A 26,952-nucleotide genomic window follows, 5' to 3' on the forward strand; every position below is an offset into this window, starting at 1 on the left:
GGCGAGTATAGGAAGCCATATTCGTATCGTAAAATCACAAATAGGCAACTCTGATATGCGAAAAACAGATGGCGTTCGATCTCACTCTGCGGCAGCTCCGCTACTTCGTGGCGGCGGCGCAAACGGGCCAGTTCTCGATGGCGGCGGCCAACGAGCACGTCTCGCAATCGGCGATCACCAATGCCGTGCTGGCGCTGGAAAGCGGGCTGGGCACCCGGCTCTTCGAGCGCCTGCCCCATGGCGTCGTGCTCACGCCGGACGGTCAGGATTTCTACAACCACGCGCGCCGCGTGCTGGATGCCGCGCGTGATGCGGTGCACAAACCGCCGTTCCGCGCGTACGACATGCGCGGGACCGTGCGCATTGCCGCGACCTATACGCTGCTCGGCTATTTCCTGCCCGAATTGCTCGCGCGCTTTCGCGCCACTTACCCGTTCGTGGATTTCGACTTGCAGGACCGCGAACGTCCCGATATCGAAACCGCGGTGCTGAACGGCGAACTGGATCTGGGCGTGGTGCTGCTATCGAACGTCGAACGCCTGAACCGCTTCGGCAGCCATGTGCTCAATCGCTCGCGGCGGCAGTTGTGGATGGCGCCCTCGCATCCGCTCGCGCAGATCGATGCGCCGTCGCTCAAGGACATCGCCGCGCATCCCTACATTCTGATTACAGTGGACGAAGCCGAGCAGTCGACACTGCGCTACTGGAAAAAGAAAAGCGCCAAGCCGAATATCGCGTTCCGCACGTCTTCGATGGAGGCGCTGCGCGGGCTCGTCGCTCATGGCTTTGGCGTGACGGTGCTATCGGATATGGTGTTTCGGCCGTGGTCGCTCGAAGGCAAGCGCATCGAGGCGCGCCCCGTGCTCGACGCGATTCCGCCCATGGAAGCCGGCATGATCTGGCAGAAGAATGGGCAGATGAGCGGGCCCGCCGCCGCGCTGCAACAGTTTCTGATTCATGCGTGCGGAACTTGAGCCCGCGCGTCATCGGCTGGTTGTGCATCGGCGCAAGTCTTTCAACCGGTCGAGACGCGCAAGCAGGTCTTTGGCCTGCTCCTGTGCGTGCATCGGCAGTGCCGGCATGGCCAGGATCGCGCGGACCCTGGCCTGCCAATAGTCGAGACTCGTCATCGGGCCAGTTTCAGGCACGCGTCCTCCCACCGCCGACTGCTCCAGATAGCAGAGAACATTGCCAATGTGCGCCAGATCTCTTTCGGCGAAATCGTTGCTCAAGATAGATCCCCGTCGCTTGTTGCAGGACTACATGTCCTGTCGGCGTCGCTGCCAATTCAACCTCGTTTCCGCTCGAAAGACGCCGTTGCCCCTGCCGTCTTTTTGATTCGTGATACTTAGCGTATGACTCGAATCTATCGGTACCCGTCGTGATGATCGAGGCTGCGCAGCCGCTCTCCTAGCGCACGCGCGCCACCGCGCGCAATAGCGCATCGCCACGCGGCGTCACGCGCGGTAGCGGAACGCCGAATTCCTGCGGGCCGATATCGATCAACTGAAGCTCGCGAAGCGCGCCGAGCTCGATCCGGTCCGGCTCGATCCATTCGGGCGCACTCTTCACCAGCATCAGCGTCGCAAGCTCGTGAGGACTCAACATGACCCTACCTCCACCCGTAAAGCCGAAAACAGAATGAACAAATACCTGCAGCAGCGGCTGCAGATCAGCGCTGTCGATGGAGCGCCGTGTGGCGCTGGGAACGTTGGCTATCGAGCCGATACGTCACGCCCCCGAAAAGGGCGTCGTCGTTTTTGCGGAGCCAGTACCGTTGCAGGCGCAACGTAGCCGGCCAGGGCGAGCAGGACAGCCGCGCTGGATTCCGGCGTAGTGGCAAAAGACGTTCTTTCAGGAACCGTCACGCATCGTCTCCCGTTTTGCATCGACAGGCTGGCCGTTGCCACAGCGGCCAATGACCGGCGCCACGGCAGCCAGAAGCTCTGCTGCCTGCATAGGGATGCGCCGCTCAATTTAGAGACTTCATTCTAACTTTGTTAAATCTGTCCCGTTCATTCAGGATGTTTGGGGGTTTCCCCAATTCATGGCGGCCGCCTAATCGTGGTTCGAACACGCCGGTACGTCTCTCGCGGCAGCGCGTTCCTGCGGGGTCGGAGCGAATCGGGGCACAGATGAACTGACATTTCAATGCGCATTGGGCATCACCAGACAGCATTATTGCGCCGGCATCCTGAATAATATGCAGCCCGTTTTCATGCGGGTTTAACACTATCAATCAACGGTTTGTTGTGCCGTCAGTAAAGGTGCGGAATGGGTAATCCCACGGGTAATCTCACGACCGAATCCACGGTACAGCTACCAGGAAATATTCTCCGATGTACACGCTCAGCTTCCGGCAAAAACTCTGGCTGCCTCTCGTAGTCAGCCTGACTGCATTGCTCCTTGTATCGATCGGCTCCGCATGGCTCTCCTATCAGACACGCATGGAGGAACGCCGCAATGATCTGAAGAATATCGCGCAGGTCGGACTGCGCATCGTCGAGGAATATGCCGCGCTCGCGCACGGCGGCGCGCTAACGCCGACGCAGGCGCGCAAGCAAGCGCTGGAACGGTTGCGCGGCCTGCGCTATGGCAGCGACGGCTACCTGCTCGTGATCGACTCGACGCCCCGCATGATCATGCATCCGATCAAGCCTGGCACCGAGGGCAAGAACCTCTCTGAGGTGGTGGATGCCGATGGCAGGCGCCATTACCTGACCTTCGCGTCCGTCGCCCAGTCCCCGGAAGGCGGTTTCGTCGACTATGTGTTTCCGCATCCGAACGTCGTGCCGGCCAAGGCCGTCGACAAGCTCGGCTATGTCGTTCGCTACGCGCCGTGGGACTGGATCATCTCGACAGGCGCCTACATCGACGACATCGAACGCGCGTTTATCCAGTCGCTCTATGCGTCGGGCGGCGTGTTCGCCGCGGTGGCCGCGCTGCTCGCGCTGATCGTCGTGTACACGAACCGCAGCATCGAGCACACGATCGGCGGCGATCCTCGCACGGCAGCGCACATGGCCGGTGCGATTGCCGCCGGTGACCTGGCGACACCTTTCGCCATTCGCGAAGAGGACTCACGCAGCCTCATGTTCGCGATCAGGCAGATGCGCGACGCACTTGCGATGACTGTCGCGCAGATACGGGCAAGCGCCGGCAACGTCGCGGCCGCTGCGGGAGAAATCGCCAACGGCAACATGGACTTGTCCGCGCGCACCGAAAGCCAGGCCGCTGCGCTGCAAGAAGCGGCGTCGAGCATGCATGAGTTGACTGGAATGGTCCGCAACACCTCGGAAAACGCGCGAGCAGCGAGCGAACTGGCCGGCACCGCCGCGCAGATCACGAACCGCGGGGGCGACATGGTCACTCGCGCCGTCGCAACCATGCAGGAGATTCGCGACGAATCGCGCAAGATGGTCGACATCATCGGCGTGATCGAGGGCATCGCGTTTCAAACCAACATTCTTGCGCTGAACGCCGCCGTGGAAGCGGCACGCGCCGGCGAGCAAGGCCGGGGCTTCGCAGTGGTGGCGGCCGAGGTGCGCACGCTCGCGCAGCGCAGCGCGAACGCGGCAAAGGAAATCCGCGCGTTGATTGGACAGGCGGTCGAGCGCGTGGGCAACGGTGCGGAACTCGTCGAGGCCACCGGCGCGACGATCAGCGAAGCACAAAGCGCGATCGGACGCGTGAGCAGCATCGTTCACGAGATCGCGGCGGCGGCAGCGGACCAGAGCAATGGGCTGGAACAGATCAATGCCGCCGTCGCACAGATGGACGACAAGACCCAGCAGAACGCGGCACTCGTCGAGCAAGCGGCTGCGGCCACGCAATCGCTCGAGGAGCAGTCGCATCGTCTTCAGGAAGCGGTCGCGGTGTTCAGAACGGTAGCGGACGCGCACGGCTAACGTTGCCTCGGACAGGTCTTGCAACTATGCTGATTTCTGCATCGGCAGAGTTTATTTCCCACAAGACCCGACAAGCTCCGGGTTCGTATATTGGTGACAGCCGACCGTAAAGAACGGAACGCGAGGAGACATGTGCCTGCAAGGCTGTCGTGGGTGCGGGCACCTGCACGATTTACCATCGAGGAGCACAACAAGAATGACGTTTTATCGCACTGCCCTTTCCGCCGCATGTATCCTGGGTTTTACCCTGGCGAGCGCTTCCGGCGCCTTTGCAGCCTCGCCGGTCGACGTGAAGATCGGCTTCGCAGCACCGCTCACGGGTGGCCAGGCGCACTACGGCGCCGACTTCCGCAGCGGTGTGGAGCTCGCCGTCGAGGACATGAACGCCACCAACCCGGTCATCGGCGGCAAGCCCGTGCATTTCGTCCTTGACGCCCAGGACGACCAGGCCGACCCGCGCACCGGCACGACGGTCGCGCAAAAACTCGTGGACGACGGCGTAGCCGCCGTGATCGGCCACTACAACTCGGGCACCAGCCTTCCTGCCGCGCCGATCTACGCCAAGGCGGGCATCCCCGAAATTGCCATGGCCACGGCGCCTACCTACACGCGTCTTGGCCTGCCCACCACGTTCCGTCTGCTGACTTCGGATACGCAGTTGGGCAGCGTGCTTGGCGACTACGCGGTGAAGGGTCTCAAGTTCAAGCGCATTGCGATCGTGGACGACCGCACCGCCTACGGGCAAGGCGTGGCCGTGGAGTTCGCCAAGGCCGCCAAGGCAGCGGGCGCGACCATCGTCGATCAGGAATTCACGAACGACAAGGCCGTGGACTTCCGCTCGATTCTCACGAGGATCAAGTCATCGAACGTGGATGCGGTGTTCTACGGCGGCGCCGACACCCAGGCCGCGCCGATGCTCAAGCAGATGCGCTCGCTGGCGATCAAGTCCACGCTGATCGGGCCGGACATGGTGCAGTCGGAAAACCTGATCAAGATTGCGGGCGATGCGGCGGAAGGCACGCTGGCCGCATCGGAAGGCAGCCCGCTCGACCAGATGCCGGGCGGCAAGGCGTTTGCCGAGCGTTATGAAAAGCGCTTCAATCACCCGGTGGAACTGTATGCGCCGTATGCGTACGACGGCACGATGGCGGTGTTCAACGCCATGAAGAAGGCGGACTCGACTGATCCGCATGTGTTCCTCACGGCACTGAAGGCGACCAACATGAAGGGCGTCACCACCAGCGAGCTCTCTTACGATCAGTACGGAGACCTGAAGTATGGCGGCGTGACGGTGTACAAGGTCCAGGGCGGCAAGTGGGTGCCGTTGCAGACCGTGGGCACGAAGAAGTAACTGCTCGGGAAATTTGCGCGCCGCGCTCGTGTGTTTCGCGAGTGCGGCGCGTTTTAGGCCGATTGCGGATGCGGCAGTCGTCACATCCCTATGGTGAACGGCTGGATGCATTCTCTTAAAACGTTGCCCACTCGCCGCTTGCCGCCTTGATCGCGGCCTTTTCCGGCTTCGACGGTTCCGGACGACGCGTGGTTTTCTTCACCGTGCCATGCACCTTAGGGGCTACAGGCTCCTTCTGGGACATAGCGTCGACCCGGAAGATGGACACCGCTGCTCGCAGGCTTGCCGCCTGATCGGCCATCGACTGCGCCGCGGCGGTTGCCTGCTCGACCAGAGCCGCGTTCTGCTGGGTGACCTCGTCCATCTGGGTCACGGCGACGTTGACCTGTTCGATTCCGGTGCTCTGCTCCGCGGACGCAGCGGCGATTTCACCCATGATGTCGGTGACGCGCTTCACTGAACGGACAATCTCGTCCATGGTCGTGCCAGCGCCGGCAACCAGCTGCGAACCAGCAGCAACATGCGATACCGACGTCTCGATCAACTCCTTGATCTCCTTGGCCGCCACCGCACTGCGCTGCGCCAGGGTGCGCACTTCCGCAGCGACGACAGCAAAACCACGCCCCTGCTCTCCTGCGCGCGCCGCTTCGACCGCCGCGTTGAGCGCCAGAATGTTTGTCTGGAAGGCGATGCCCTCGATAACTGAAATGATCTCGGCAACCTTCTGGGAACTCGATGTAATGTCTTCCATCGTACCGACTATCTGCCTGACCACCTCACCGCCGGACAAAGCGGTCTGCGAAGCCGTTACCGCGAGCGTACTTCCCTGACGGGCGTTGTCGGTGTTCTGCTTCACCGCCGAGGTGAGCTCTTCCATGCTGGCAGCGGTCTCTTCGAGCGATGCGGCCTGCTCTTCTGTGCGTTGGGAGAGGTCGACATTGCCCTGCGCGACTTCATTAGCGGCAACGGATATGGACTCGGCAGAGGTCTTGATCCCTTGAACGATAGACGTGAGCCTTGCGCGCATGGCCTCCAAAGACGCCATAAGGCTGGTTGAGTCACCGCGCCTCAGGTGCAGATCCACCGTCAAGTTGCCATTGGCGATCTCCGACGCGACAGACTGGGCGAGCGCTGGTTCACCGCCAAGCTGCCGCAGGATGCTGCGGGTGATGAGGATCGCTGCCGCGGCCCCCGCAAGCATGGAGCACGCAACGATGACCGAGATCAGTACCCGAACGCTCGAGTAAGTGGCAACTGCGTCCTGCTGAGCCTGTACGCTAAGCTGGTCCTCGAAATCCGCCAGCTCTGTGGCATGTGCCAGCCATACCCCCTGCGGTGATCTGACATTGTGCAGCAGCTCTGTCCTGGCACCGACCGTATCATTCGACAATCCTAGCTGCGCTGCTTTGCGCAGTGGAGGCATTGCAGCCGCCTCGTCCTGCCTCAGCTGTGCAATGAGTGTCCTTTCCCGCTCGGTAGTGCCCGGTTCATCTGCAAACATCCGGGAGAGCTTCTGGTATGCGTCTGCATAGATCTGCTCCTGTTTGCTGATGCGCTCGGCTTCCTTCGCCATTTCCTGCGCATCCGTAAGCAACGCCAGGTTTCGCACGGCAATCGCACGATCCTGTATCGTTGAGCGCAGGCGATTAGCCAAACGCGCTTCGCTGTTATTCACCCGCGCGATCGCGTCCAGCTGTACGTTCAACTGCCACAGCCCGTAAAAAGCGGTCGCCGCCACGGTCAGCAATAGTGCTGCCAACAACCCGAAGCCAGTCATCAGGCGGGTGGATACTTTCATGTTTTTCATTGCGGCTCCCAGACCGTGTCAGAACATCCTTCCTTTTGTTTACGGTTGGTTTGCGCGATTGCTGAAGGGATGGGCAGGCCCTGCGACTGCTTGCTCGGGCGAGCTTTCAAGGGACAGAGACTCAGCCAATGACGGCGATGATCTTGAAAGCGGACACGTGCGAGACGGTGAGCCGAATGGCGGTTCAGGGGCGTGTTATGCCGCTTGCATGAGGGGCGCACCCTGGTTAGTGGCATTACTGTGCGCAAGGCCACAGAAATTCGCCAGTATGTCCTGCATGGTCATGGAGTAAGGATCTTGTCGCGACAGACAGGAAGTCGCAACCGGCAGACCTCTGCAGAATTCGGCGACGTGTCATCCACAGATTGCTCAGGGCGAACAGCGTATGCCGTTGCTGCGTGTTCTTCATCAACCCGCGATAACGCACCGTCAGGTGGCCGAACTGCGTGTCCTTGTTCAATGGAGACAACCATGTCAGCAATTAAAGTCCTTAAACTTATCACCCCTCCGCTGATTACCATTGGAGTCAGGAAACTACTCGCCCCCGAAAAAAGGAAGGGTCTTTTCGATGGCGATGACGCAATGTTCAAGCGACTCACAGCCTCATCGAGCCTCTATTTTGAGTACGGCTGCGGAGAAAGCACGATTTGGGTAGCAGAGAATACCAAGGCAAAGATCCATAGCATCGACACGAGCAAAGAATGGATTGATTTTGTGCGGAATAGAATTGGCGAAAAAGACGCCATAATTGAGTGGGTCGATTGCGGAGAACTGGGGGAATGGGGCGCTCCAATTAGCTACAAAAGGAAGGAAAATTTTTTTAGATACGCCAATGCCCCATGGACAGGCCACCATAACCCCGACATTGTTCTTATTGACGGTCGGTTTCGCGTTCTATGCTTTTTAACAACACTAAAATTATCCAATGAAGGGACGAAAATCATCTTCGACGATTACACGAATCGCCCTCATTATCATATAGTCGAGGACTTCATTCCTCGTGCCGACACTTTCGGCAGACAGTGCCTGTTCATAGTCCCCAACAAGAAAAATATTGACATGAAGCTTATCGACCACATGATTAATAAATTCGAATACGTTATTTCATAGTGCGTGACCCCACAACAATTGCGAATCGTCGCCACAGATGCGTACCAGACCAAGCCGTTTCGATACGGCAGATTCGTCGTTGAACGCGTCCCTGGGCCGCGTGCTCCCGCACAAGTCACCACGTGGCCAACGATCCTGCAATGCGCACCTTCACGGCCGCCACGCAGTCAAGCGCTGTCGCCAGCACGGGGTTGGGTGACGTATCGCTGTAATAGAGGCGCACTGTCTCCAGAAATCGTGCGCCCTTGAGCGCGAGAATCGCCAGCGCACCGCGCTCCACGCCGCGTCTCGCCACGGTCAGCGGCATCAGCGCAAGAAAGGGATAAAGGCCAAGCATCGTTTCATTCGCCTGAAGCGAAACCGACTGCACGCAACCGGCCGGCAGTTCGAGGCCGCCCTGCTGAAGCCAGCGTTCGAGCGCAATGAACGTGGGCGCTTCACGCGGCGGCAAGATCCACGGCAGGCCTGCCAGATCGGCACGCGCGACGGCGCGGCGTGCGGCCAGCGGATGATCTCGTCCGCACACGATCACAATCGGATCATCCAGCAGCGCGCGCGACGCAAGCCCGGCTACGTCGTCCGAAGGCTCATTGCGGCTCAGCACGATGTCGAGCCCCGCCGCTGCGAGCATCAAAAAGAGCCGGTCGCTCGTCGCCTCGAAGAACGACACGTTCACGTGCGGCGCGCGCTTTTTCAGTTCGAGCACGAGTTCGGGCGCGAACACGGACAACACCGTCGGCACGGCACCCACCGCAATGCGCCCCGACAGGCCGCTGGTGAGCACATCGACTTCATAGCGCGCCCGTTCGATCTGATGGAACACCTCGCGCGCATGACGAAGGAGCACCTCGCCCACAGCAGTGAAATGAAGCCGGTTGCCCACCCGCTCCAGCACCGGCGTGCCGAGTCCCGCCTCAAGGTCGGCGAGCTGCTTCGACACCGCAGGCTGGGTCAGATTCAGCCGTTCCGCGACAAGACGGATTTGCCCGAGGCTGTCAAACAGCGTCAACAGGCGCAGGTGGCTAAGCTTCAGGCCTGCCTCGAAAAAGCGTTCGATCGGATCCATGGGGTTCTGGCGCGGCGGGCGGTTCTTTTACGAATAACTGAAAGTTATTCGTACAACAAAAATGGTCACTTGCTTCTCATGCGCAAGCGTACCACCATTGACGGCAGGAGACGCAGCCCGGCCACCCCACGGGCTGCCAGCGAAAACATCCATCATGCGACCGACCAACGTCCTTTTCATTCTTTCGGATGAGCACCAGCACGGCCTCATGGGCTGTGCGGGTCACCCGTTCATCCGCACCCCGAACCTCGACGCGCTGGCCGCCCGTGGCACGCGCTTTTCCAACGCCTACACGCCCTCGCCCATCTGCGTGCCCGCGCGCGCGAGTCTCGCAACCGGCCGTCACGTCCACGACATCCGCTGCTGGGACAACGCACTCGCCTACGACGGCGTGCCCAAAGGCTGGGCGCATCATCTCGCCGAGCACGGCGTGCTCTGCGAATCGGTCGGCAAGCTGCATTACCGTTCGGAAGATGCGCCAGTCGGGCTTCATCGGCAGCATCATGCCGTGCATATCCTGGAAGGCATCGGGCAGGTGTGGGGTTCGGTGCGCGAGCCGATGCCCGAGACGATGGGCCGCTCGCCGCTCTACGACAAGATCGGCGCGGGCACATCGAGCTATAACCGCTTCGACATGCGGGTCGCGGACACGGCCGCCACCTGGCTTTCCGAGCATTCGCGCGACGAGCAGCCATGGGTGCTTTACGTCGGACTGGTTGCGCCGCATTTTCCGCTCGTCGTGCCGCAGGAGTGGCTCGATCTTTATCCGCCCGAGTCGCTCGATCTCCCGTTGCTGCATCCTTCGACGGGTTATGTGCGTCATCCGTGGGTCGAGCGGCAGGCGCGCCACATGGACCACGACGCGGCCATCGGTGGCGAGGAACGGCGGCGTCTCGCGGTGGCCTGCTATCTCGCGCTTGTCTCGTTCATGGACGCGCAGGCGGGCAAGGTGCTCGACGCGCTGCGCGAACACGGCCTCGAAGAGACGACCACGGTCATCTACAGCAGTGACCACGGCGACAACCTGGGCAAGCGCGGCATGTGGAACAAATGCCTGATGTATCGCGAATCGACGGGCGTGCCCATGATCCTTGCCGGCCCCGGCATTCCGGCGGCCAACGTGAACGAGACGCCGGTTTCGCTGGTCGACGTTCAGAACACGCTGCTCGATCTGGCCGGTTGTCCGCCCGGCTTGATGACGGGGCCGGGAACGTCGCTGGCGCAGCTCGCTAATGAGGCCGCGCAACCCGATCGCCTCGCCTTCAGCGAGTACCATGCCGTTGGATCGGAAACGGCGGCCTACATGCTCGCCGATGCACGCTACAAGTATCACCACTATGTGGGCCTGCGCCCGGAGCTGTTCGATCTCCAAACCGACCCCGAGGAGCTGAACGACGTGGCGAACGATCCCGCCTACGCCAGCGTGCTCGCGCATTACGAGGCGCGATTGCGCGCGCTGCTCGACCCCGAAGCCATTGATGCCGCCGCGAAAGCCGATCAGGCGCGCCTCGTGGAGGCATTCGGCGGGCGCGAAGCGGCCCTGAAAACCGGCACACCGGCGGCAACGCCCGTGCCGGCTGCCTGAGACGCGCAACCAGGCACACAACCAGGCACACAGCGCGACCGCATAGACCACGACGACAAAACAGACCGGAGACGACGATGCACCCAGCCCAACACACCACCGTGGCCGCGCCGGCCGCTCGCGACGGCCTGCGGCGCAAATGGAAGACGGTGATACTCGCGAGTCTCGGCGGCTCGCTCGAAATCTACGACTTCATCATCTACGGCGTATTCGCACGCGAGATTGCGCGGCAGTTCTTTCCGGCCGCCGATCCGCTTGCCTCGCTCATCAGCGCTTTCGGCGTGTTTGCGATCGGGTACGTTTCGCGTCCGCTTGGCGGCATCGTGCTCGCGAGCCTCGGCGACCGCTTCGGGCGGCGCGTGATCTTTCTCGTCTCCGTGCTCGCCATGTCCGCTTCGACGATCGGCATCGGCCTGATTCCGGGCTACGCGAGCATTGGCGTATTCGCGCCCGTGCTGCTGGTGCTGCTGCGTCTCGCGCAAGGCTTCTTTCTCGCGGGCGAGCTGCCCTGCTCGATCACCTACGTCGTCGAAGAGATACCGCAGCGCGCGAGCCTCGTGGGCGGACTCGTCGTGTTCTGCCTGAATTCTGGAGTGCTGACGGCTACGCTGATGAGCCTCGCGCTCCATGCCACCCTCGATGCCGCCGACGTCGTGACTTATGGCTGGCGCATCGCGTTCATCTTCGGTGGCCTGATCGGCCTGCTGTCTTACTGGCTGCGCACCTCGCTCGAGGAATCGACGGAATTCCAGCGCCTGCGCAGCCACAAGTCCAGGCGGCCGTTCCGCACGGTCCTGCGCGCGTGGCCATGGCACATCGTGGCGGGCGTGGGGGTGGCGGGTATCGTGAATGCCGCCAACAGCTTACTGTTCGTCGTGCTGCCTTCGTATCTCACGACTGTGCTGCACGTGGCGGCGCCGCTCGCGAGCGCGGCGCAGAACGTTGGTATCGCAACGATGTCGGCGTCGCTGCTCGTGTGCGCGTGGCTCGGCGACCGCATTGCGCCGCGTCTCGTCCATCGCGCGGGCGCGCTCATCATGCTTGCGGGCAGCTATCCGTTTTATCGGCTCGTTGCCGCGCACGCAATCGATCCTTTCACGATGTTCGCCGTAATCGGCTTCGTCGGCGGCTTCGTGAACGGAACATACGCGTTTTTGCTCGCGGACCTGTTCCCCACGAACGTGCGCTTCTCCGGCATCGCGCTCTCGCTCAATCTCGCGACAGTGGTTTTTACCGGCATTACGCCGCTCGTCGTCACCGATCTGCTGCATCGCATCGGCCCCATTGCGCCTGGCATCTACATGACGGCGATTGCGTGCATCGGGCTCGTCGCCGGTCTCGTGCTAAAGCGACTCGGCGGCAAGGTCGAGCGCGTGAGCCATGCCGACTGAGACGCCCTGCACGCACTTCCCTCCCGCCCCCGATTAAACGATCGCCATCCGAACCCATGCACGCTTCGCCCACCATCTCCCTGCACGACGCACTCGCGAACGCCATTGGCGCCGACCGCGTGAGCGCCGACCCGACAATCGCCGACGCGCACGCCGCCGACTGGAGCGACGCGCCGCGCTGCGCGCCGTCGCTCGTGATTCTGCCGCGCACTCCCGAAGAAGTTGCCCGCGCACTAGCGGTGCTTGCCCGCTACGGCCAGCCGGTGGCCGTGCAAGGCGGCCTGACCGGCCTTGCCGGCGCGGCCACGCCGCAGGCCGGTGAGGTCGCGCTCTCGCTTGCGCGCCTGAACGCCATCGAGGCGTTCGATACGACGGGCGGCACCGTGACGGTGCAGGCCGGAGTCGTGCTCGAGCAACTGCAAACGCAGGTGGAAGCCGAAGGTTGGTTCTTCCCGCTCGATCTCGGCGCGCGCGGCTCGTGTCAGCTCGGCGGCAACGCGGCGACCAATGCGGGCGGCAATCGCGTCGTGCGTTTCGGGACCATGCGCGAGCGCATCCTGGGCCTCGAAGTCGCGCTGCCCGACGGCACCGTGCTTTCGATGCTCAATCGCGTGACAAAGAATACGACGGGCATCGACCTCAAGCAGTTGTTCATCGGATCGGAAGGCCTGCTCGGCGTGATCACGCGGCTCGTGCTCAAGCTCGAACCGAAGCCCGCCGCCGCGCAGACGGCGCTCTGCGCACTGGGCTCGTTCGACGCCGCCGCGCGGCTGCTAAAGGCGCTGCGCATGCGCCTGCCAGGCCTCTCATCCTTTGAACTCATGTGGGACGACTTCCTGGCGGCGGCGTGCGAGGTAGCGCGCCTGAAGTCGCCGTTTTCGACGCGTTATCCGATTTATGCGCTGGTCGAAACGCTCGGTGACGCCGATGATGACGCGCAACGCGCGCTCGAAAGCGCGCTCGGCGACATGCTGGAAACCGGAGTGATCGACGATGTGGTCGTCGCGCAATCGATCGAGCAGGCAAAGCAGCTGTGGGCCGCACGCGAATCGGTCGGCGAATTGCTCGCCGCTACGCGCCCGCACGCGGCATTCGACGTGGGCGTGCCGATGGACGAAATGGAGCACTGCGTCGCGACGCTGCGTGCGCGCCTTCGCGAGCGCTTTCCTGAGCAGCGTCATCTGTTTTTTGGCCATCTCGGCGACGGCAATCTGCATGTCCTGAGCGGCCCGTTTGCCGGTGAAGCGGCGCTGCTCGAAGTCGAGGCACTCGTTTATGAAGCCGTGCGCGATGCAGGGGGATGCATATCCGCGGAACACGGCATTGGCGTGGTCAAGCGCGCCTTCATCGGTCTGACGCGCTCCGAAGCAGAACTCGATCTCATGCGCAAGATCAAGAGCGTTATCGACCCAGCTTCCATTCTGAATGGCGGTCGAGTCATTCCTTGACTGCAATAGTGCTGCCTTGATCGGGGCGACGTTCGATTGCTCTGTTTTTCGCGCTTCAGTTGAAAACCCATCTAGCGGTCAGCAACGCGGCTCTCCCTGAGAACGCGCCGCCGAATCCGATCTAGCGCACTCCGATTCGTCCCATGGTCTGATCGAGGGCCAGGAATCAATCCGAACAGAACGCGCGCCGCAAGCCGGGGCTTTATCGCTCGCGGCCTTTCGCTCCGCCCCCAATTTGCATTGATTAGACAACTTTTAGCAGGCTTACGCCGAGTAAGCCGCAAGAAATCCCAGCAAATTTGGCTACAAATCACCTTTGCGTAAACCCTCATATCCGCAAAGTTGTCTATACAATATGCTTCGAGCGTGGCAGTAAAGCTACTTGCCTTAGCGATCAATTTTTTATGTGGAGGAAGTCCGTGACTTCGCGTTGCCAGGATACCCATCAAGTTACGGCGCTGTGCATCACCCCCGGAACGCTCACGCTCCCGCAGTTGCGCACCGTGCATCAGAACCCCGTGCGACTCTCGCTCGACGCCAGCGCCAATGAGGCCATCGAGCGCAGCGTGGCCTGCGTCGAGCAGATCATCGCGCAAGACCGCACGGCCTATGGCATCAACACCGGCTTCGGTCTGCTCGCATCGACGCGCATCGCGCGCGAAGACCTCGAAAATCTCCAGCGCTCGCTGGTGCTCTCGCACGCCGCAGGCGTGGGCCAAGCGCTGGACGATGCGCTCGTGCGCCTGATCATGGTGCTCAAGATCAACAGCCTCGCACGCGGGATTTCGGGCATCCGCCGCTCGGTGATCGACGCGCTCATCGCGCTCGTGAACGCCGAGGTGTATCCGCGCATTCCCGTGAAGGGTTCGGTGGGCGCTTCGGGCGACCTCGCGCCGCTCGCGCACATGTCGCTCGTACTGCTGGGCGAAGGTGAGGCGCGCCACGACGGCCGCTGGATGCCGGCGCGCGAAGCGCTCGAGATCGCCGGTCTCGAGCCGCTCAGCCTCGCCGCGAAGGAAGGTCTCGCGCTCCTGAACGGCACGCAAGCCTCGACCGCCTACGCGCTCAAGGGCCTGTTCCTTGCCGAAGACCTCTACGCCGCCGCCAGCGTGTGCGGCGCGCTGAGCGTGGAAGCCATGCTCGGCTCGCGCGCACCGTTCGATCCGCGCATTCACGCCGCGCGCGGCCAGCGCGGCCAGATCGACGCTGCCGCGGTGTATCGCCACCTGCTGGGCGCATCGAGCCCGGTGGGCGCATCGCACGCGAACTGCGAAAAGGTCCAGGACCCGTATTCGCTGCGCTGCCAGCCGCAAGTCATGGGCGCGTGCCTCACGCAGATCCGCAACGCCGCTGAAGTGCTCGAAGTGGAATCGAACGCGGTGTCGGACAACCCGCTCGTGTTCCCGGAGGAAGGCGACGTCATTTCGGGCGGCAACTTCCACGCCGAACCCGTTGCGATGGCCGCCGACAATCTCGCGCTCGCGATTGCGGAGATCGGCTCGCTCAGCGAACGCCGCATCTCGCTGATGATGGACAAGCACATGTCGCAATTGCCCGCGTTCCTCGTGGCGAACGGCGGCGTGAATTCGGGCTTCATGATCGCGCAGGTGACGGCCGCGGCGCTCGCCTCGGACAACAAGGCGCTCGCCCACCCCGCCAGCGTCGACAGCCTGCCGACCTCGGCCAACCAGGAAGACCACGTGTCGATGGCGCCCAATGCCGGTCGCCGTCTCTGGGAAATGGCCGACAACGTCAAGGGCATTCTCGCGATCGAATGGCTTGGCGCGTGCCAGGGGCTGGACTTCCGCGAAGGCCTGAAGACCACCGACGCCCTGGAAACCGCACGCTATATCCTGCGCAAGGATGTGCCGTTCTACGAGAAGGACCGCTACTTCGCGCCCGATATCGAAGCAGCGAGCGCGTTGATTGCCCAGCGCCACCTGAGCGCACTGCTGCCCGCCGCCACGCTGCCGAGCCTGTAAAGGCCGCATCGCGTATCAAGCACGCACGGCCCTGAGGAATCCCGAGCAATGCCCGGTGATCCTCTGCGGCCGTGTCCAGGAGAAGACGAAGCGGGCCGGCGGTTAGCCAGGTTGGCGCCAGCCACCGGGGCCGGCCCGCTCAAGGAAAGAGACATTGGAAAATCTTCAACGTAATCTCGGCGCCCGCCACATCCGGTTCCTCGCAATCGGTTCGGCCATCGGCACGGGACTATTCTACGGATCGGCATCCGCGATCCAGCTCGCAGGCCCGGCGGTCATCCTCGCCTATATCCTCGGCGGCGCAGCGGTCTATATGGTCATGCGCGCGCTCGGTGAGATGTCCGTGCGCAATCCGATTTCGGGCTCGTTCAGCCGCTACGCCGGCGACTACCTCGGCCCGCTCGCCGGCTTTCTCACCGGCTGGACCTATATCCTCGAAATGATCATCGTGGGCCTTGCGGACGTCACCGCCTTCGGCATCTACATGGCCTTCTGGTTTCCGCACGTGCCGCAATGGATCTGGGTGCTGGCAATCGTGCTGCTGATTTGCGGCCTCAATCTGTGCAATGTGAAGATCTTCGGCGAAATGGAGTTCTGGCTCGCACTCGCGAAGATCCTCGCCATTGGCGCGATGATCATCGGCGGCGCCGCCATTCTCGTGCTGGGCATCAGCATGAATGGCGAGCAGGCGCACGGGCTCTCGAATCTCTGGACCCACGGCGGTTTCGCGCCGCACGGCGTGGGCGGCCTGATCGCCTCGCTCGCGGTGGTGATGTTCGCGTATGGCGGGGTCGAGATCATCGGCATCACGAGCGGCGAGGCGAAGAATCCCGAAGTGGTCCTGCCGCGCGCGATCAACGCGGTGCCGGTGCGTATCCTGCTGTTCTACGTGCTCACCATGGTGGTGCTGATGGCTGTATTCCCGTGGAGCAAGATCGACGGCCAGGGTAGCCCGTTCGTGCAGATCTTCTCGGGACTCGGCATCAAGTCCGCGGCGACGATCCTGAACGTGGTCGTGATTTCCGCAGCGGTTTCGGCGATCAATAGTGACATCTTCGGCGCGTGCCGCATGATGTACGGCATGGCCGCGCAAGGCCAGGCGCCGCGCGTCTTCGCGATCACGTCGCGTGCAGGCGCGCCCTGGGTGACGGTGCTCGTGATGGGTGTGGCGCTGCTTGGCGGCGTGCTGCTCAACTATCTGATCCCTGACCAGATCTTCCTGATCATCGCTTCGATCGCGACGTTCGCCACGGTATGGGTCTGGCTGATGATCCTGCTTTCGCAGGTGGCCATGCGCCGGCGTCTGTCGAGCGACGAAGTGCGCGCGCTGAAATTCAAGGTGCCGCTGTGGCCCGTCGGCCCCGCCGTCGCGATCGCGTTCATGATTTTCGTGATCGGCATTCTGGGCTACGAGCAGGACACGCGCATTGCCCTGTTCGTCGGCATCGGCTGGATCGCGCTGATGACCGTGGGCTGGTGGGCGTGCAGCAAGCTCAATGGCGAGCCCGCTTCCAGTGAGAAAAAACGCGAGCTGGTGAAGCAGAGCTAACGCGTTATTGCAGACGGTATTGCAATGCGCCCCGTATCTGGCATATCCGGATCCGGGGCGCATTTTTTATTTCACCATGATTCCAGCCCGGTACTTCGCTGGACGAGGCCGAACGGCGCTTCCAGTACAGGTCAGCAAGGCTCCCGCAGCCGATGTGTGACGCGCAACAGCCTGGTGCCCTCATTCGTCGCGAGTCGGATCGTACGGCACGACCTGCTCCTGTTCCTCCGGATGATTGCGCGCGACGATTGCCCTTGCGGGCGTCGTCGCACTCAAATTGAACGGCTGATGCGGCACATCGGGCGGAATGAACAGAAAATCGCCGGCTTCGGTGATTACCGACTGACGCAGCCCTGGGCCATAGCGCGTCTCGACGCTACCCTCGAGCACGTAAATGCCGGTTTCGTAGCCGCAATGACTATGCGGCTCGGCGTGCGCGCCGGGCGGGATGACGACGAGATGCATCGACAATCCCTTCGCTCCGGCCGTCGTGGAGGAAATGCCGACGAAGTAAGGCAAGCGCTGAGTCGTGGCGAGTTCCCTTGCGGGATGAACCGTAACCACAGCGGCCTGTGCGTCATTCGAATCGCGTTGCATGATGTGCCCTCTGCATCGTTCAGCCCGAATTCTCCTGCGTTTCGGTCCGACCGCGCTCCTGGTCGCTTTCCTGGCCGCCCCGGTTTTCGTCCGCCAGTTCAGCGTCGGGCCGCCAGGCCCACGCCTCGAACTGCTCGGGCGGCACGGGTTTCGAATAAAGAAAGCCCTGAGCGAAGTCGCATCCCACCGCTTTAAGAAACGCCTCTTGCTCCACCGTCTCCACGCCCTCGGCAATCACCTGAATACCGAGCTTGTGCGCGAGCACCACCATCGCTTCGCAAAGCGCCTGATTATCTGCGTTCACGCTCAAGTTCTGCACGAACGACCGGTCGATCTTTAGATAATCAATTTCGAAGCGCTGAAGATAAGCCAGCGACGAATAGCCCGTGCCGAAATCGTCGATCGAAATGCCGATGCCGGCACGGCGCAAGGTCCGCAGCTTTTCATCGATATTCGATTCCGACTGCAATAGCAGGCCCTCGGTGATCTCCACGGCAACGCTGCCGCCGGCCGCGCCTTCGCGCGCGAGATATTCGGACCATCGCGCACATTGCATGCTGTCCTGGCGGACCTGCACCGGAGACACGTTCACGCTCACCTGAAACGCGCCGTGATACCGCTCGCGCCAACGCCGCGCGTGCTGCATCGCCTGCAGGAATACCCAGTCGCCTATCGGCACGATCAATCCCGTGTCTTCGGCCAGCGGAATGAATTCGAGCGGGCTGATCATGCCGCGCACCGGATGGAACCAGCGGATCAGCGCCTCGGCTTTGCACACCGTGCCGGTCGCCAGTTCGATGATCGGCTGGTAGAAGAGTTGAAACTGATTTTCCGGCAAGGCGGCGCGCAAATCGCTCGTGAGTCGCAAGCGTCTTTCCGCCTCCACGCGCATGGCGGGTGTGAAGTAGCAGAAGCGATTGCGTCCGGCGCTCTTGGACGCGTACATGGCCTGGTCGGCGTTCTTGAACAGCATGTCGAGTTCGCCGGCATCATCGGGATAAAACGTAATGCCGATGCTCGCGGAAATGAATTCTTCGTCCGCACCAAGCTTGAATGGCAAGGCCAGGCCCGCATTGATCGTTCGCGCGATCCGCTCTACCTGCTCATCGTCGTCGAGTTCCGGGAGAATGACCGTGAACTCGTCGCCGCCCAGGCGCGCCACCGTGTCCGTTTCGCGCACGTACGCGTTGATGCGCCGAGCCGCCTCCACCAGCAGCACGTCGCCCGTGTCATGTCCGAGCGAGTCGTTGACCTCCTTGAAGCGGTCGAGGTCGATCAGCATCAGCGCCATGCGCCGGCCCGAGCGGCGTGAGCGCTGCGCTTCATGCTCGAGACGCTCATGGAACATCTGGCGGTTCGGCAAGCCCGTGAGCGCGTCGAAATTGGCCTGCCGCCAGATTGTCGCCTCGAACGCCATGCGGTCCGAGAGGTCGCGCCCGACAGCCATCACCGAATTCACCTCGCCAAAGAGGTCGATTTCCGGCGTGATGCGAATATGCGAGCATTGCTCGGCGCCTTCCTTGCCGATCCATCTCAGCTCGAATTGCGCGCTTTTCCCGCTGGCAATGACTTCGCGGATCTTCCTTTCGTAAATCAGTGCGTTGGGGCCGCCAGGGAGTTCCGATGGCCGCTTGCCGAGCGCCTCGACAAGACGGCTCCCGGACGACGCGCAAAACGCAGGATTCGCATAAATGCGGCGAACGTCGCGATCGTAACGGGTAATGGTATCCGGCGAATTCTCGATCAAGGTGCGCGACTCGCGCTCGCGCGCCACGAGTTCGGCCGTGCGCTCGACAATGGTCTGTTCGAGCGAGGCGTTGATCTCGTTGATCTTCTGTATTTTCTGGCCGATCGCGCCGCGCATTCGCTCGAAGCGCAATTCGAGCCTCGCGAGCTCGTCCTGCCCTCGCGCCGCTGTTCCCGTCGGCGCGCCGTCCTCGAACGGCACGCCCGCATCGTCGCCGGCATCGTGCATCTTGCGCACGAGCTTGCTGAGCGGCTCCGAAATGCTGCGCGAAATGAAATACGCCAGAAAGAGCGAAAGCAGAAAACCCGAGATGCCCACCAGCACGATCTGGTTGCGCACCGCGCGCGCCTCGGTCGTCAGGCTCGTTTCCGCAATCGTGCTCACCACGAGCCAGCTTGTGCCGGGAATGCGCGTATAGGCGACGAGGTAGCGCTCGCCCTGAATGCCCGGCACGCTCAGGAAGCGGCTTGCATCGCCTGCTGGCCCGTTGGCTTCGATGCGCCCTGGCAGGCCGGACACCCATGGCTTGTCGCCGTGAACTGTGGCATCGTCGGCGCGGATAATGACGGCTTTGCTATCTGCATCGAGAATGCAGATCTCCATGCCGCTTCGCGAAGCCACGTTGCTGAAGATCGTGGAGAAGTACTGCGGTCTCACCACCAGAACCAGATTGCCGATTTTCCGGTCGTTGCTCTTGTCGAAGATCCCGGTGACCACACCCAGGTTTTGCTCGCCGACGCCGTTATCGTAGCTGCCCCAGTAAGTGCGTTCGTTCTGGGCCCCGGCGCGCTCGACGAGGCTGGTGACGCCGCGCGTCAATTGCGCGAACGCCTGCGTGTCGAGAATGCGATTGTTCTTGTCGAGCAGATATTTCTGGTTGATGAAATCCACCGAACCGAAATGTTCGAGCAGCAGGCGCGCGATGTCTTCGCGCGCCTCGCTGCCGCGCCCGGCGCTCGCCGCGCCGGCAAGCGCGCCTTGCAGCCGGCTCGACACCACGAGCAGCCTGCTCTCGGTCTCGATCTGCTCCATGCGCATGCGCACGTTCTTGGAGACCTGCTCGACCACTTCGCGCGAAAGGACCTCGGCATTCTCCTTGATCGCCGCGACCGATTTCACGTACGAGATGCAGCCCGAAATGATCACGGGCAGCAGGCACAGCAGCACGAACGCCGCCATGAGCCGGTGACGGATCTCGACGCGACGAAGCAGATCCTGCGAGAGGTAGTCGAATGCGGGTCGTAGCGGAGCGGGGATCAAGTTCATTATTTGTAGTGCATTTTCGCTTCGTTCTTGACCGACTGGTCCAGTCGCTTCGCGGCTTGCCCTGGTGTGATCTTGTAAAGCAGCACATCCTGCATGAGCCCATGCACGTATTCGATGGTATTCGACGGCAGCGACGAATAATACGGACTCGCCGTGACGGGATAGCGGCGGACCGCGTTGGTGTAATCGACGATCACCGGGTCGCTCACCGCGGTGCCGGCATTTTCGCGGAACGGTGAAATGTTATGCCGTTTCTTTTGCAGAATCAGGAAGCCCGGGCCCGCCATGAATTCCAGAAAGCGCACGGCTGCGGCCTTGCGCGGCGTTTCGCACACGGCAAACCCGGTTTCGCTGCCGAGCACCGGCACAACCTGCGCGCCGCGCGCATTCCACGGCGGCACGAATACGCCGGTCCGAAAGGCGTTGCCGTGCAGCATCGAGCCAGCCGACCAACTGCCTTCGAAAGCCATTGCCACCTTGCCCTCCTTGAAGAGCTGGATGCCTTCGTCATAGCCCGTCGTCATGAAGGCGGGCTGAACGTATCCGCGTTCGGGAATCAAAGCCATCTTGGCGAAGATGTCCGCCACCGCCGGGGTGTCGAGATTCAGCGTGCCGTCAGCCATTTTGTTGCGCCAGTCCGCCTCGTTGGCCACTACGTCGTTGGCAAAACCCGAAGCAAAGGGCCCGTTGCCGAGCATATTCGGAAATCCGCCGCTCCACATGATGGGCGTGAAGCCCGCCCGCTTGAGCTGCGCGCACATCCGCAGGAAAGCATCGAAGTCGGTCGGCACCTGGGTGATGCCGGCCTTTGCGAACATTTCCCGGTTGTAATAGATCATGGTCGTCGCAACGCCGCCCGAAATGCCAAACCCCTTACCGCGGCGGCTGGTCCAATCCGCCTTGAGGGGAGCCAGCATGTTATTCCACGCGCCGGTCCGCCGTAAATCAGCAAGAACGCCCTGGTCCGCGAGTTCGGCCGAGTAGCCGTTGGGATTGACGCTCACGAAATCGGGCAGCGTGCCCGCCGCCACGCGCGGCTTGATATTTTCCTCGACCGAATTGCCGATCATGAACTGGACGTCCACGCGCACGTCGGGATTGAGCTTGCTGAATTCGGCGGCAATCTGAAGCATTTCCTGCGGCCAGTCGGGCGCCCACACCAAAGCGGTGATGGTGGTCCGGGCGGCAGGAGGCGTGGCTGGCGTAGCATCTTTGTGCGCGTGGCAGCCGGAAAAGAGAAGCAGGACAACCAGGCCAGTCAAACCGTATCGCCACCACCAGAAGAGCTTGGCTCGTCCCATGCAAGGCTCGCTTTCAGATTGATGAGGATGGCACTTCATCGGAAGCCGGGCCGGTTCACAATGATGCCTCATCTGTCTATCGGCGGGAAAAATCGATCCTTTAATTTACTCGCTGCAATCGTGACAATTGCCATGCAGCGTCATTCGAATCGCCTTCAACGCGTAATCAAAGTGCGTTCAAGCGATTGAGAATCTCATCGAACAATGGCCGCACGTCGACGTGCTCGTTCAGACAATCCGCTATCAGCGAGTCGAATCCGGCCGCGCCATCGGTGGAAACCGGGGCTACGCGTTGTGCAAGCTCTTCGAGCAGGCAGCCGAACGCGCGCACCTCGATCCGCTCGAACGCCTGCGCCCGTGCCGGATCGTCCGTTTCATGAAACGATGCTGCGCCAAAGTCGCCGAGTAACGCGTGGCCCGCGCCGTCATGAAGGATGTTGTGTGCGTAAAGATCGCCATGCATGATCCCGCGCCGGTGCAAGTGCCGCGCCGCGGAAGCAATCCCTCGCGCGATCCGCAATGCGGCTGGCCGGGTGAACGACACATCGTTTGCATACACGTCGCGCGTGCATGAGTCCAGGCTCGGCGGCCCCGCGAGATTGCCGAACGCCGGGTCGATCAGCGCCATCGCGAGACCATGCTCGTCGAGCGGATGCCCCGTGATCTTGCCCAGCACCGGAATCAGATTGGGATGCTGCCCGGCTTGCAGGCAAGCCGCCATTTCGAGGTCCGGCAAGCCATCGCTCGTTACCGCGCCCTTGAACAGCTTTACCGCAACGGCGCCGGACGGATGGCCGTCCTGCAAAAGACGCGTCGCGCGATGAATCACGCCCGATGCGCCCTCGCCCAGCGTCTGCCCGAGCGCAAGCGTATGCCAGTCGATATCGGGCACCGGCGCGCCAGCCAGCGCCGTGCGCTCGCGCGCGGCGTTCAGCGGGTTGCCGGCATAGGCGAGCCACGCGAGCCGCGGCAGGCGCAGCAGCCAGTCCGGCAACGCGTCCAGTCGATTCGCGGAGATCCGCAGCAGTTCGAGGCAGCGCAATCCGGCCATGGTTTCGGGCAGCGCGCGCAGCCGGTTGCCGGCGAGCATCAGTTTCTGCAGATTCGCACGCTCGCCCAATTCCTGCGGCAGTGTCTCGATGGCGTTGTCGGTCAAAATCAACCAGCGCAATTGCGGCGGCAGCGCACTCGCCGGCACGTGCCGGATCTGGTTCGACTTGAAGCCGACCATGCTCAGCGAGGCGCAGTCGCCCAGCATGTCCGGCAACGCCGTGAACGGATTGTTCGAGGCAAACAGAATGCGCAGCTTGCGCAGCCTCGGCAAATCGTCGGGCAGCGCGCTCAGTGCATTGCCGGAAAGGTCGAGCAATTCGAGCGTATCGGCAAGCTCGAAAATTTCGCGCGGAAATTCGGTCAGCCCGCAGGCGAGCTTGATCTGTCGTGCGCCGGCGAGCTGGCCCGCGCGCAGTTGTTCGAGGGTGGAGGTCGTCACGCGTGGAATGAACCGGCCATGGCAAGGAATTCGGAAAGCGCCGGCGCGCAACGCGGCGCCGGTCGTGCGCAATTCTAACGGGATTGCGCCGAAGTGCGGCCCTTCGCGCTGGGCATCGCGCCACTCATTGCGCCATTTCCAGATCCTTGATGACGGCGGCCAGAAAGCGCGCCGCCTCTCCGCCGGTGACCACCCGATGATCGAACGTCAAGCTCAGCGGCAAGATCCGGTGTACGGCGGGCGCGCCCTCGTGCGCCACGACCTGATCGTGCATGCGTCCCGCGCCGAGGATCGCCACCGTGGGCGGCACCACCACGGGCGCCGCATATTTGCCGGCAATCATGCCGAAGTTCGATAACGTGATCGTATTGCCGCGCATTTCCTCGGGCGGAATCTTGCGCGCCCGGATATCGGCGCGCATGCGGTCGAGTCCGGCGCGCAAGTTCGCCGCGTCGCGCTGCGCGACGTCGCGCAGCACCGGCACGAACAGGCCCTCGGGCAAATCGACGGCAATGCCGAGATCGATTTTCGCGAGCACATGGCGCCGCTCCATCTTCGCGTCGAACCAGGCGTTCAATCCCGGCTCCGCACGGCACCCGGCCACCAGCGCACGAACCAGACGGATCGTGACATCGGTGTGCGGCGGCCATGCATGGATGTCGGCATCGTCGATGACGGTGGCGGCCGCCACCTCGTTCTGCGCGCGCGCCATGTTCTGCGCCATCGCCCGCCGCACGCCGCGCAGCACTTCGGGCGGACCGAGTTCGGCGAGCAGCCGCGCCGCGCGTTGCACATCGGCCGCCGTGACGACGCCTTCGGGGCCGGACGGCGTCACCATCGCCAGATCGACATCGAGCTTGCGTGCCAGCGCGCGCACCGCGGGCATCGCCTTGATCGTCCCATGCCCCGCTCCCGCGCCACTGCCGAGCGCGGCGGGCGCCTCCTGCACCGTTTGCCGGCCCACCTCCATGTGGCCGACCACGGTGCCCGCATCGGCATCCTCGGCGCCCGCGCCATCGCCTTCGAACGCACATAGCGGCGCGCCCAGGTGCACGATGTCGCCCGGCTTGCCGAACAGCTTTGCGACGCGCCCCGCTTGCGGCGACGGAATCTCGACAATCGCCTTGGCCGTCTCGACCGAGACGAGCGGCTGATCCGCGAGAATCTCGTCGCCGCTCTTGACGTGCCATTCGACGATTTCCGCTTCCTGGAGGCCTTCGCCCAGATCGGGCAGCTTGAAGATTTTCATGGCTTCACTGCGCCTCCAGCGCTTGCCGCGCCGCCGCGACGATGCGCGCCGTGCCGGGCATATAGTGGCTTTCGAGCCGATAGAGCGGAACCACCACATCGTATCCCGTGACGCGCTGCACCGGCGCCAGCAGCGAATAAAGACCGCGCTCCCCAATGCCGGCGGCAATTTCGGCACCCACGCCGCCCGTGCGCGAACCTTCGTGCACGATTACGCAGCGGCCTGTTTTGGATACCGAAGCAAGAATGGTGTCCATGTCGAGCGGCTTGAGCGTGGCCACGTCGATCACCTCCGCACTCACGCCTTCGAGCGCCAGCAGCTCGGCCGCCGCCAGCGCTTCCTGCAGCGCACCGCCCCAACCAACCAGCGTAATGTCCGCGCCGTCGCGCAGCACGTAGCAGCAGTCGAGCGGCAGCGCCTCGCCGTTGTCCTCCACCGACTGCCTGAAGAGACGATAAAGGCGCGTGGGCTCGAAGAAGATCACCGGGTCCGGATCGCGAATCGCCGCGAGCAGCAGGCCGTAAGCGCGCGCGGGCGACGAAGGGGTCACCACGCGCAAGCCCGGTATGTGCGCGAACAACGCTTCGGGGCTTTCGGAGTGATGTTCCGGCGCATGGATGCCTGCGCCGCTCGGCGAGCGCACCACGAGCGGACACGCCAGCCTGCCGCGCGTCCGGTGCCGCAAACGCGACGCATGATTGAGCAGATGATCGATCGCGGGGTAGATGAAGCCGCTGAACTGAATCTCCGCGACGGGCTTCAAGCCCATTGCAGCCATGCCGACCACCGCGCCGCCGATCGCCGTTTCCGCAAGCGGCGTATCGATCACGCGCTGCGCGCCAAAGCGTGACTGCAAGCCCGCCGTGGCGCGAAACACGCCCCCGTTCACGCCGATGTCCTCGCCGAGCAGCACCACGTCCGGGTCATGCCCGAGCGCCCACGCGAGCGCCAGATTGATCGCCTCGACCATGTTCAGATCAGCCATGATCGTTCTCCGTGGCCGGACCCGCCGGTGCAAACCGCTGCGCCATCGCCAGTTGCTCATGCATGGCGCGCGGCAGCACCTCGTAGAGATGGTCGAACATCGACGCCACCTCGGGCGGCGCAACCGCGAGATACGCCGCAACCGCCTGCTCGACCTGCTCGTGACAAGTTTTGCCGAACTGCTCGTCTTGCGCCTTGTCCAGCACGTTCATGCGCATGAGGTAAGCGCGCAGGCGGCGCAGCGGCTCGTGTTCCCATTGCTGGCTGAGCACCTCGGCGTCGCGGTAGCGCGTGGCGTCGTCTGCGGTCGTGTGATCGCCGAGGCGATAGCTTAGCGCCTCGATCAACGTCGGGCCCTCGCCGCGCCGCGCCTTCGCTAGCGCCGCCCCCACCACCTGGCGCACGGCAATCACATCGTTGCCATCGACCTGCACGCCGTCGATGCCGGCGGCGATGGCTTTTTGCGCGAGCGTTTGCGCGGCGCTCTGCTGGCTGCGCGGCAGCGAAATCGCCCACTGGTTGTTATTGATGACGAGCACGAGCGGCGCGCGCCACGCGCCCGCGAAATTCATCGCCTCGTAAAAATCGCCTTTGGAAGTGGCGCCGTCGCCAAAAATCGTGACGGCCACACGCGGCTCTTGCCGAAGCAAGAAAGCATAAGCCGCGCCCGCCGCATGACAAACCTGGGTGCCGATCGGCACGCAATTGGGAAAGTCGAAGCGCGGCCCGGCAAAGTCACTGCCCCGCTCGTCGCCGCCCCAATAAAGCAGGCTTTCGGTCATGGTGACGCCGCGCAGCAATTGCGCAGCGTGATCGCGATAGGAGGGAAACAGCACGTCTTCGGGCCGCATCGCGCTGGCCACGCCCACGCCGATCGCCTCCTGGCCCAACGACGAAGCAAAGGTGCCGAGCTGGCCCGTACGTTGCAGGGCCACGGCCTTGGTGTCGAACGCCCTGGTGAGCACCATGGCGCGATAGAGCGGCAACAGCGCGGCAGGGTCGCTTGCGAAAGGCGGCAGTGGATGAACGGGCTCGCCGTCGTGCCCGAGGTACTGCGTGTAGCCGATTTGAAAACTGGCAGCCGTGGTCATGACGGCCTCCTTGGTGTTTTCAAATATC

General features: G+C 62.8%; 20 protein-coding genes and 1 pseudogene. 9 read left to right on the plus strand and 12 right to left on the minus strand.

Annotation, left to right across the window (positions count from 1 at the left end):
* Window positions 1-68 precede the first annotated feature (68 nt).
* Window positions 69-974 carry a LysR family transcriptional regulator gene (locus tag PWP93_RS30950; protein WP_421028679.1) on the plus strand — a complete coding sequence of 302 codons (906 nt, stop codon included), beginning with the start codon at window positions 69-71 and terminating at the stop codon, window positions 972-974.
* A gap of 9 nt (window positions 975-983) precedes the next feature.
* On the opposite strand, the gene PWP93_RS30955 is transcribed toward PWP93_RS30950, so the two are convergent.
* Both PWP93_RS30955 and PWP93_RS30960 read right to left on the minus strand, forming a co-directional pair.
* A complete protein-coding gene (locus PWP93_RS30955) occupies window positions 984-1,232 on the minus strand; it encodes a hypothetical protein (RefSeq protein ID WP_421047416.1) in 249 nt (82 codons plus the stop codon).
* A 178-nt stretch (window positions 1,233-1,410) separates the two neighbouring features.
* Window positions 1,411-1,608 carry a hypothetical protein gene (locus tag PWP93_RS30960; protein ID WP_421047417.1) on the minus strand — a complete coding sequence of 66 codons (198 nt, stop codon included), beginning with the start codon at window positions 1,606-1,608 and terminating at the stop codon, window positions 1,411-1,413.
* Between the two features lie 731 nt (window positions 1,609-2,339).
* Here PWP93_RS30960 and PWP93_RS30965 point away from each other — a divergent pair.
* Entirely contained in the window at window positions 2,340-3,908 is a 1,569-nt protein-coding gene (locus PWP93_RS30965; RefSeq protein WP_421047418.1) for a methyl-accepting chemotaxis protein, read from the plus strand.
* 196 nt (window positions 3,909-4,104) lie between these two features.
* Window positions 4,105-5,259 carry a branched-chain amino acid ABC transporter substrate-binding protein gene (locus tag PWP93_RS30970; RefSeq protein ID WP_421047419.1) on the plus strand — a complete coding sequence of 385 codons (1,155 nt, stop codon included), beginning with the start codon at window positions 4,105-4,107 and terminating at the stop codon, window positions 5,257-5,259.
* Window positions 5,260-5,374: 115 nt separating this feature from the next.
* On the opposite strand, the gene PWP93_RS30975 is transcribed toward PWP93_RS30970, so the two are convergent.
* On the minus strand, window positions 5,375-7,066 hold the full coding sequence (locus PWP93_RS30975) for a methyl-accepting chemotaxis protein (RefSeq protein ID WP_421047420.1): 1,692 nt from the start codon (window positions 7,064-7,066) through the stop codon (window positions 5,375-5,377).
* Window positions 7,067-7,403: 337 nt separating this feature from the next.
* Window positions 7,404-7,511: pseudogene (locus PWP93_RS30980) on the minus strand (IS5/IS1182 family transposase); the annotation flags it as partial.
* Window positions 7,512-7,537: 26 nt separating this feature from the next.
* Between PWP93_RS30980 and PWP93_RS30985 the strand changes: the two are divergent.
* Window positions 7,538-8,176: a hypothetical protein gene (locus PWP93_RS30985; protein WP_421047421.1), complete on the plus strand. Its 639-nt coding sequence runs from the start codon at window positions 7,538-7,540 to the stop codon at window positions 8,174-8,176.
* A 115-nt stretch (window positions 8,177-8,291) separates the two neighbouring features.
* Here the strand turns inward: PWP93_RS30985 and PWP93_RS30990 are convergent, their stop codons facing one another.
* The gene (locus PWP93_RS30990) at window positions 8,292-9,242 is read right to left on the minus strand and encodes a LysR family transcriptional regulator (RefSeq protein WP_421047422.1); all 951 of its coding nucleotides are present in this window, start codon (window positions 9,240-9,242) and stop codon (window positions 8,292-8,294) included.
* A gap of 154 nt (window positions 9,243-9,396) precedes the next feature.
* Here PWP93_RS30990 and PWP93_RS30995 point away from each other — a divergent pair, with 154 nt between their 5' ends.
* The 5 genes from PWP93_RS30995 to PWP93_RS31015 all read left to right on the plus strand — a co-directional run bounded on the left by PWP93_RS30995 (window position 9,397) and on the right by PWP93_RS31015 (window position 17,197).
* The gene (locus PWP93_RS30995; RefSeq protein ID WP_421047423.1) at window positions 9,397-10,827 is read left to right on the plus strand and encodes a sulfatase-like hydrolase/transferase; all 1,431 of its coding nucleotides are present in this window, start codon (window positions 9,397-9,399) and stop codon (window positions 10,825-10,827) included.
* A gap of 77 nt (window positions 10,828-10,904) precedes the next feature.
* On the plus strand, window positions 10,905-12,218 hold the full coding sequence (locus PWP93_RS31000) for an MFS transporter (RefSeq protein WP_421047424.1): 1,314 nt from the start codon (window positions 10,905-10,907) through the stop codon (window positions 12,216-12,218).
* A 56-nt stretch (window positions 12,219-12,274) separates the two neighbouring features.
* Window positions 12,275-13,666: an FAD-binding oxidoreductase gene (locus tag PWP93_RS31005; RefSeq protein WP_421047425.1), complete on the plus strand. Its 1,392-nt coding sequence runs from the start codon at window positions 12,275-12,277 to the stop codon at window positions 13,664-13,666.
* A gap of 419 nt (window positions 13,667-14,085) precedes the next feature.
* Entirely contained in the window at window positions 14,086-15,648 is a 1,563-nt protein-coding gene (gene hutH / locus PWP93_RS31010) for a histidine ammonia-lyase (RefSeq protein WP_421047426.1), read from the plus strand.
* A gap of 154 nt (window positions 15,649-15,802) precedes the next feature.
* Window positions 15,803-17,197 carry an amino acid permease gene (locus tag PWP93_RS31015; RefSeq protein ID WP_421047427.1) on the plus strand — a complete coding sequence of 465 codons (1,395 nt, stop codon included), beginning with the start codon at window positions 15,803-15,805 and terminating at the stop codon, window positions 17,195-17,197.
* 180 nt (window positions 17,198-17,377) lie between these two features.
* On the opposite strand, the gene PWP93_RS31020 is transcribed toward PWP93_RS31015, so the two are convergent.
* The 7 genes from PWP93_RS31020 to pdhA all read right to left on the minus strand — a co-directional run bounded on the left by PWP93_RS31020 (window position 17,378) and on the right by pdhA (window position 26,924).
* Window positions 17,378-17,794 carry a cupin domain-containing protein gene (locus PWP93_RS31020; protein WP_421028693.1) on the minus strand — a complete coding sequence of 139 codons (417 nt, stop codon included), beginning with the start codon at window positions 17,792-17,794 and terminating at the stop codon, window positions 17,378-17,380.
* A gap of 19 nt (window positions 17,795-17,813) precedes the next feature.
* On the minus strand, window positions 17,814-20,807 hold the full coding sequence (locus PWP93_RS31025; protein ID WP_421047428.1) for a bifunctional diguanylate cyclase/phosphodiesterase: 2,994 nt from the start codon (window positions 20,805-20,807) through the stop codon (window positions 17,814-17,816).
* Window positions 20,807-22,108, minus strand: a complete 1,302-nt coding sequence (locus PWP93_RS31030; RefSeq protein ID WP_421047429.1) for an extracellular solute-binding protein — start codon at window positions 22,106-22,108, stop codon at window positions 20,807-20,809. Before PWP93_RS31030 ends, PWP93_RS31025 begins: the two co-directional genes overlap by 1 nt.
* Window positions 22,109-22,274: 166 nt before the next feature.
* Window positions 22,275-23,600 carry a leucine-rich repeat-containing protein kinase family protein gene (locus tag PWP93_RS31035; RefSeq protein ID WP_421047430.1) on the minus strand — a complete coding sequence of 442 codons (1,326 nt, stop codon included), beginning with the start codon at window positions 23,598-23,600 and terminating at the stop codon, window positions 22,275-22,277.
* 124 nt (window positions 23,601-23,724) lie between these two features.
* The gene (locus PWP93_RS31040; RefSeq protein WP_421047431.1) at window positions 23,725-24,849 is read right to left on the minus strand and encodes a dihydrolipoamide acetyltransferase family protein; all 1,125 of its coding nucleotides are present in this window, start codon (window positions 24,847-24,849) and stop codon (window positions 23,725-23,727) included.
* Between the two features lie 4 nt (window positions 24,850-24,853).
* A complete protein-coding gene (locus PWP93_RS31045) occupies window positions 24,854-25,834 on the minus strand; it encodes an alpha-ketoacid dehydrogenase subunit beta (protein WP_421047432.1) in 981 nt (326 codons plus the stop codon).
* Window positions 25,827-26,924 (minus strand): pyruvate dehydrogenase (acetyl-transferring) E1 component subunit alpha, encoded by a 1,098-nt coding sequence (gene pdhA / locus PWP93_RS31050; RefSeq protein WP_421047433.1) that lies wholly within the window; start codon window positions 26,922-26,924, stop codon window positions 25,827-25,829. Before pdhA ends, PWP93_RS31045 begins: the two co-directional genes overlap by 8 nt.
* Window positions 26,925-26,952: the final 28 nt, after the last annotated feature.

Source organism: Paraburkholderia sp. A1RI-2L (assembly GCF_048957375.1).
Classification (GTDB): domain Bacteria; phylum Pseudomonadota; class Gammaproteobacteria; order Burkholderiales; family Burkholderiaceae; genus Paraburkholderia.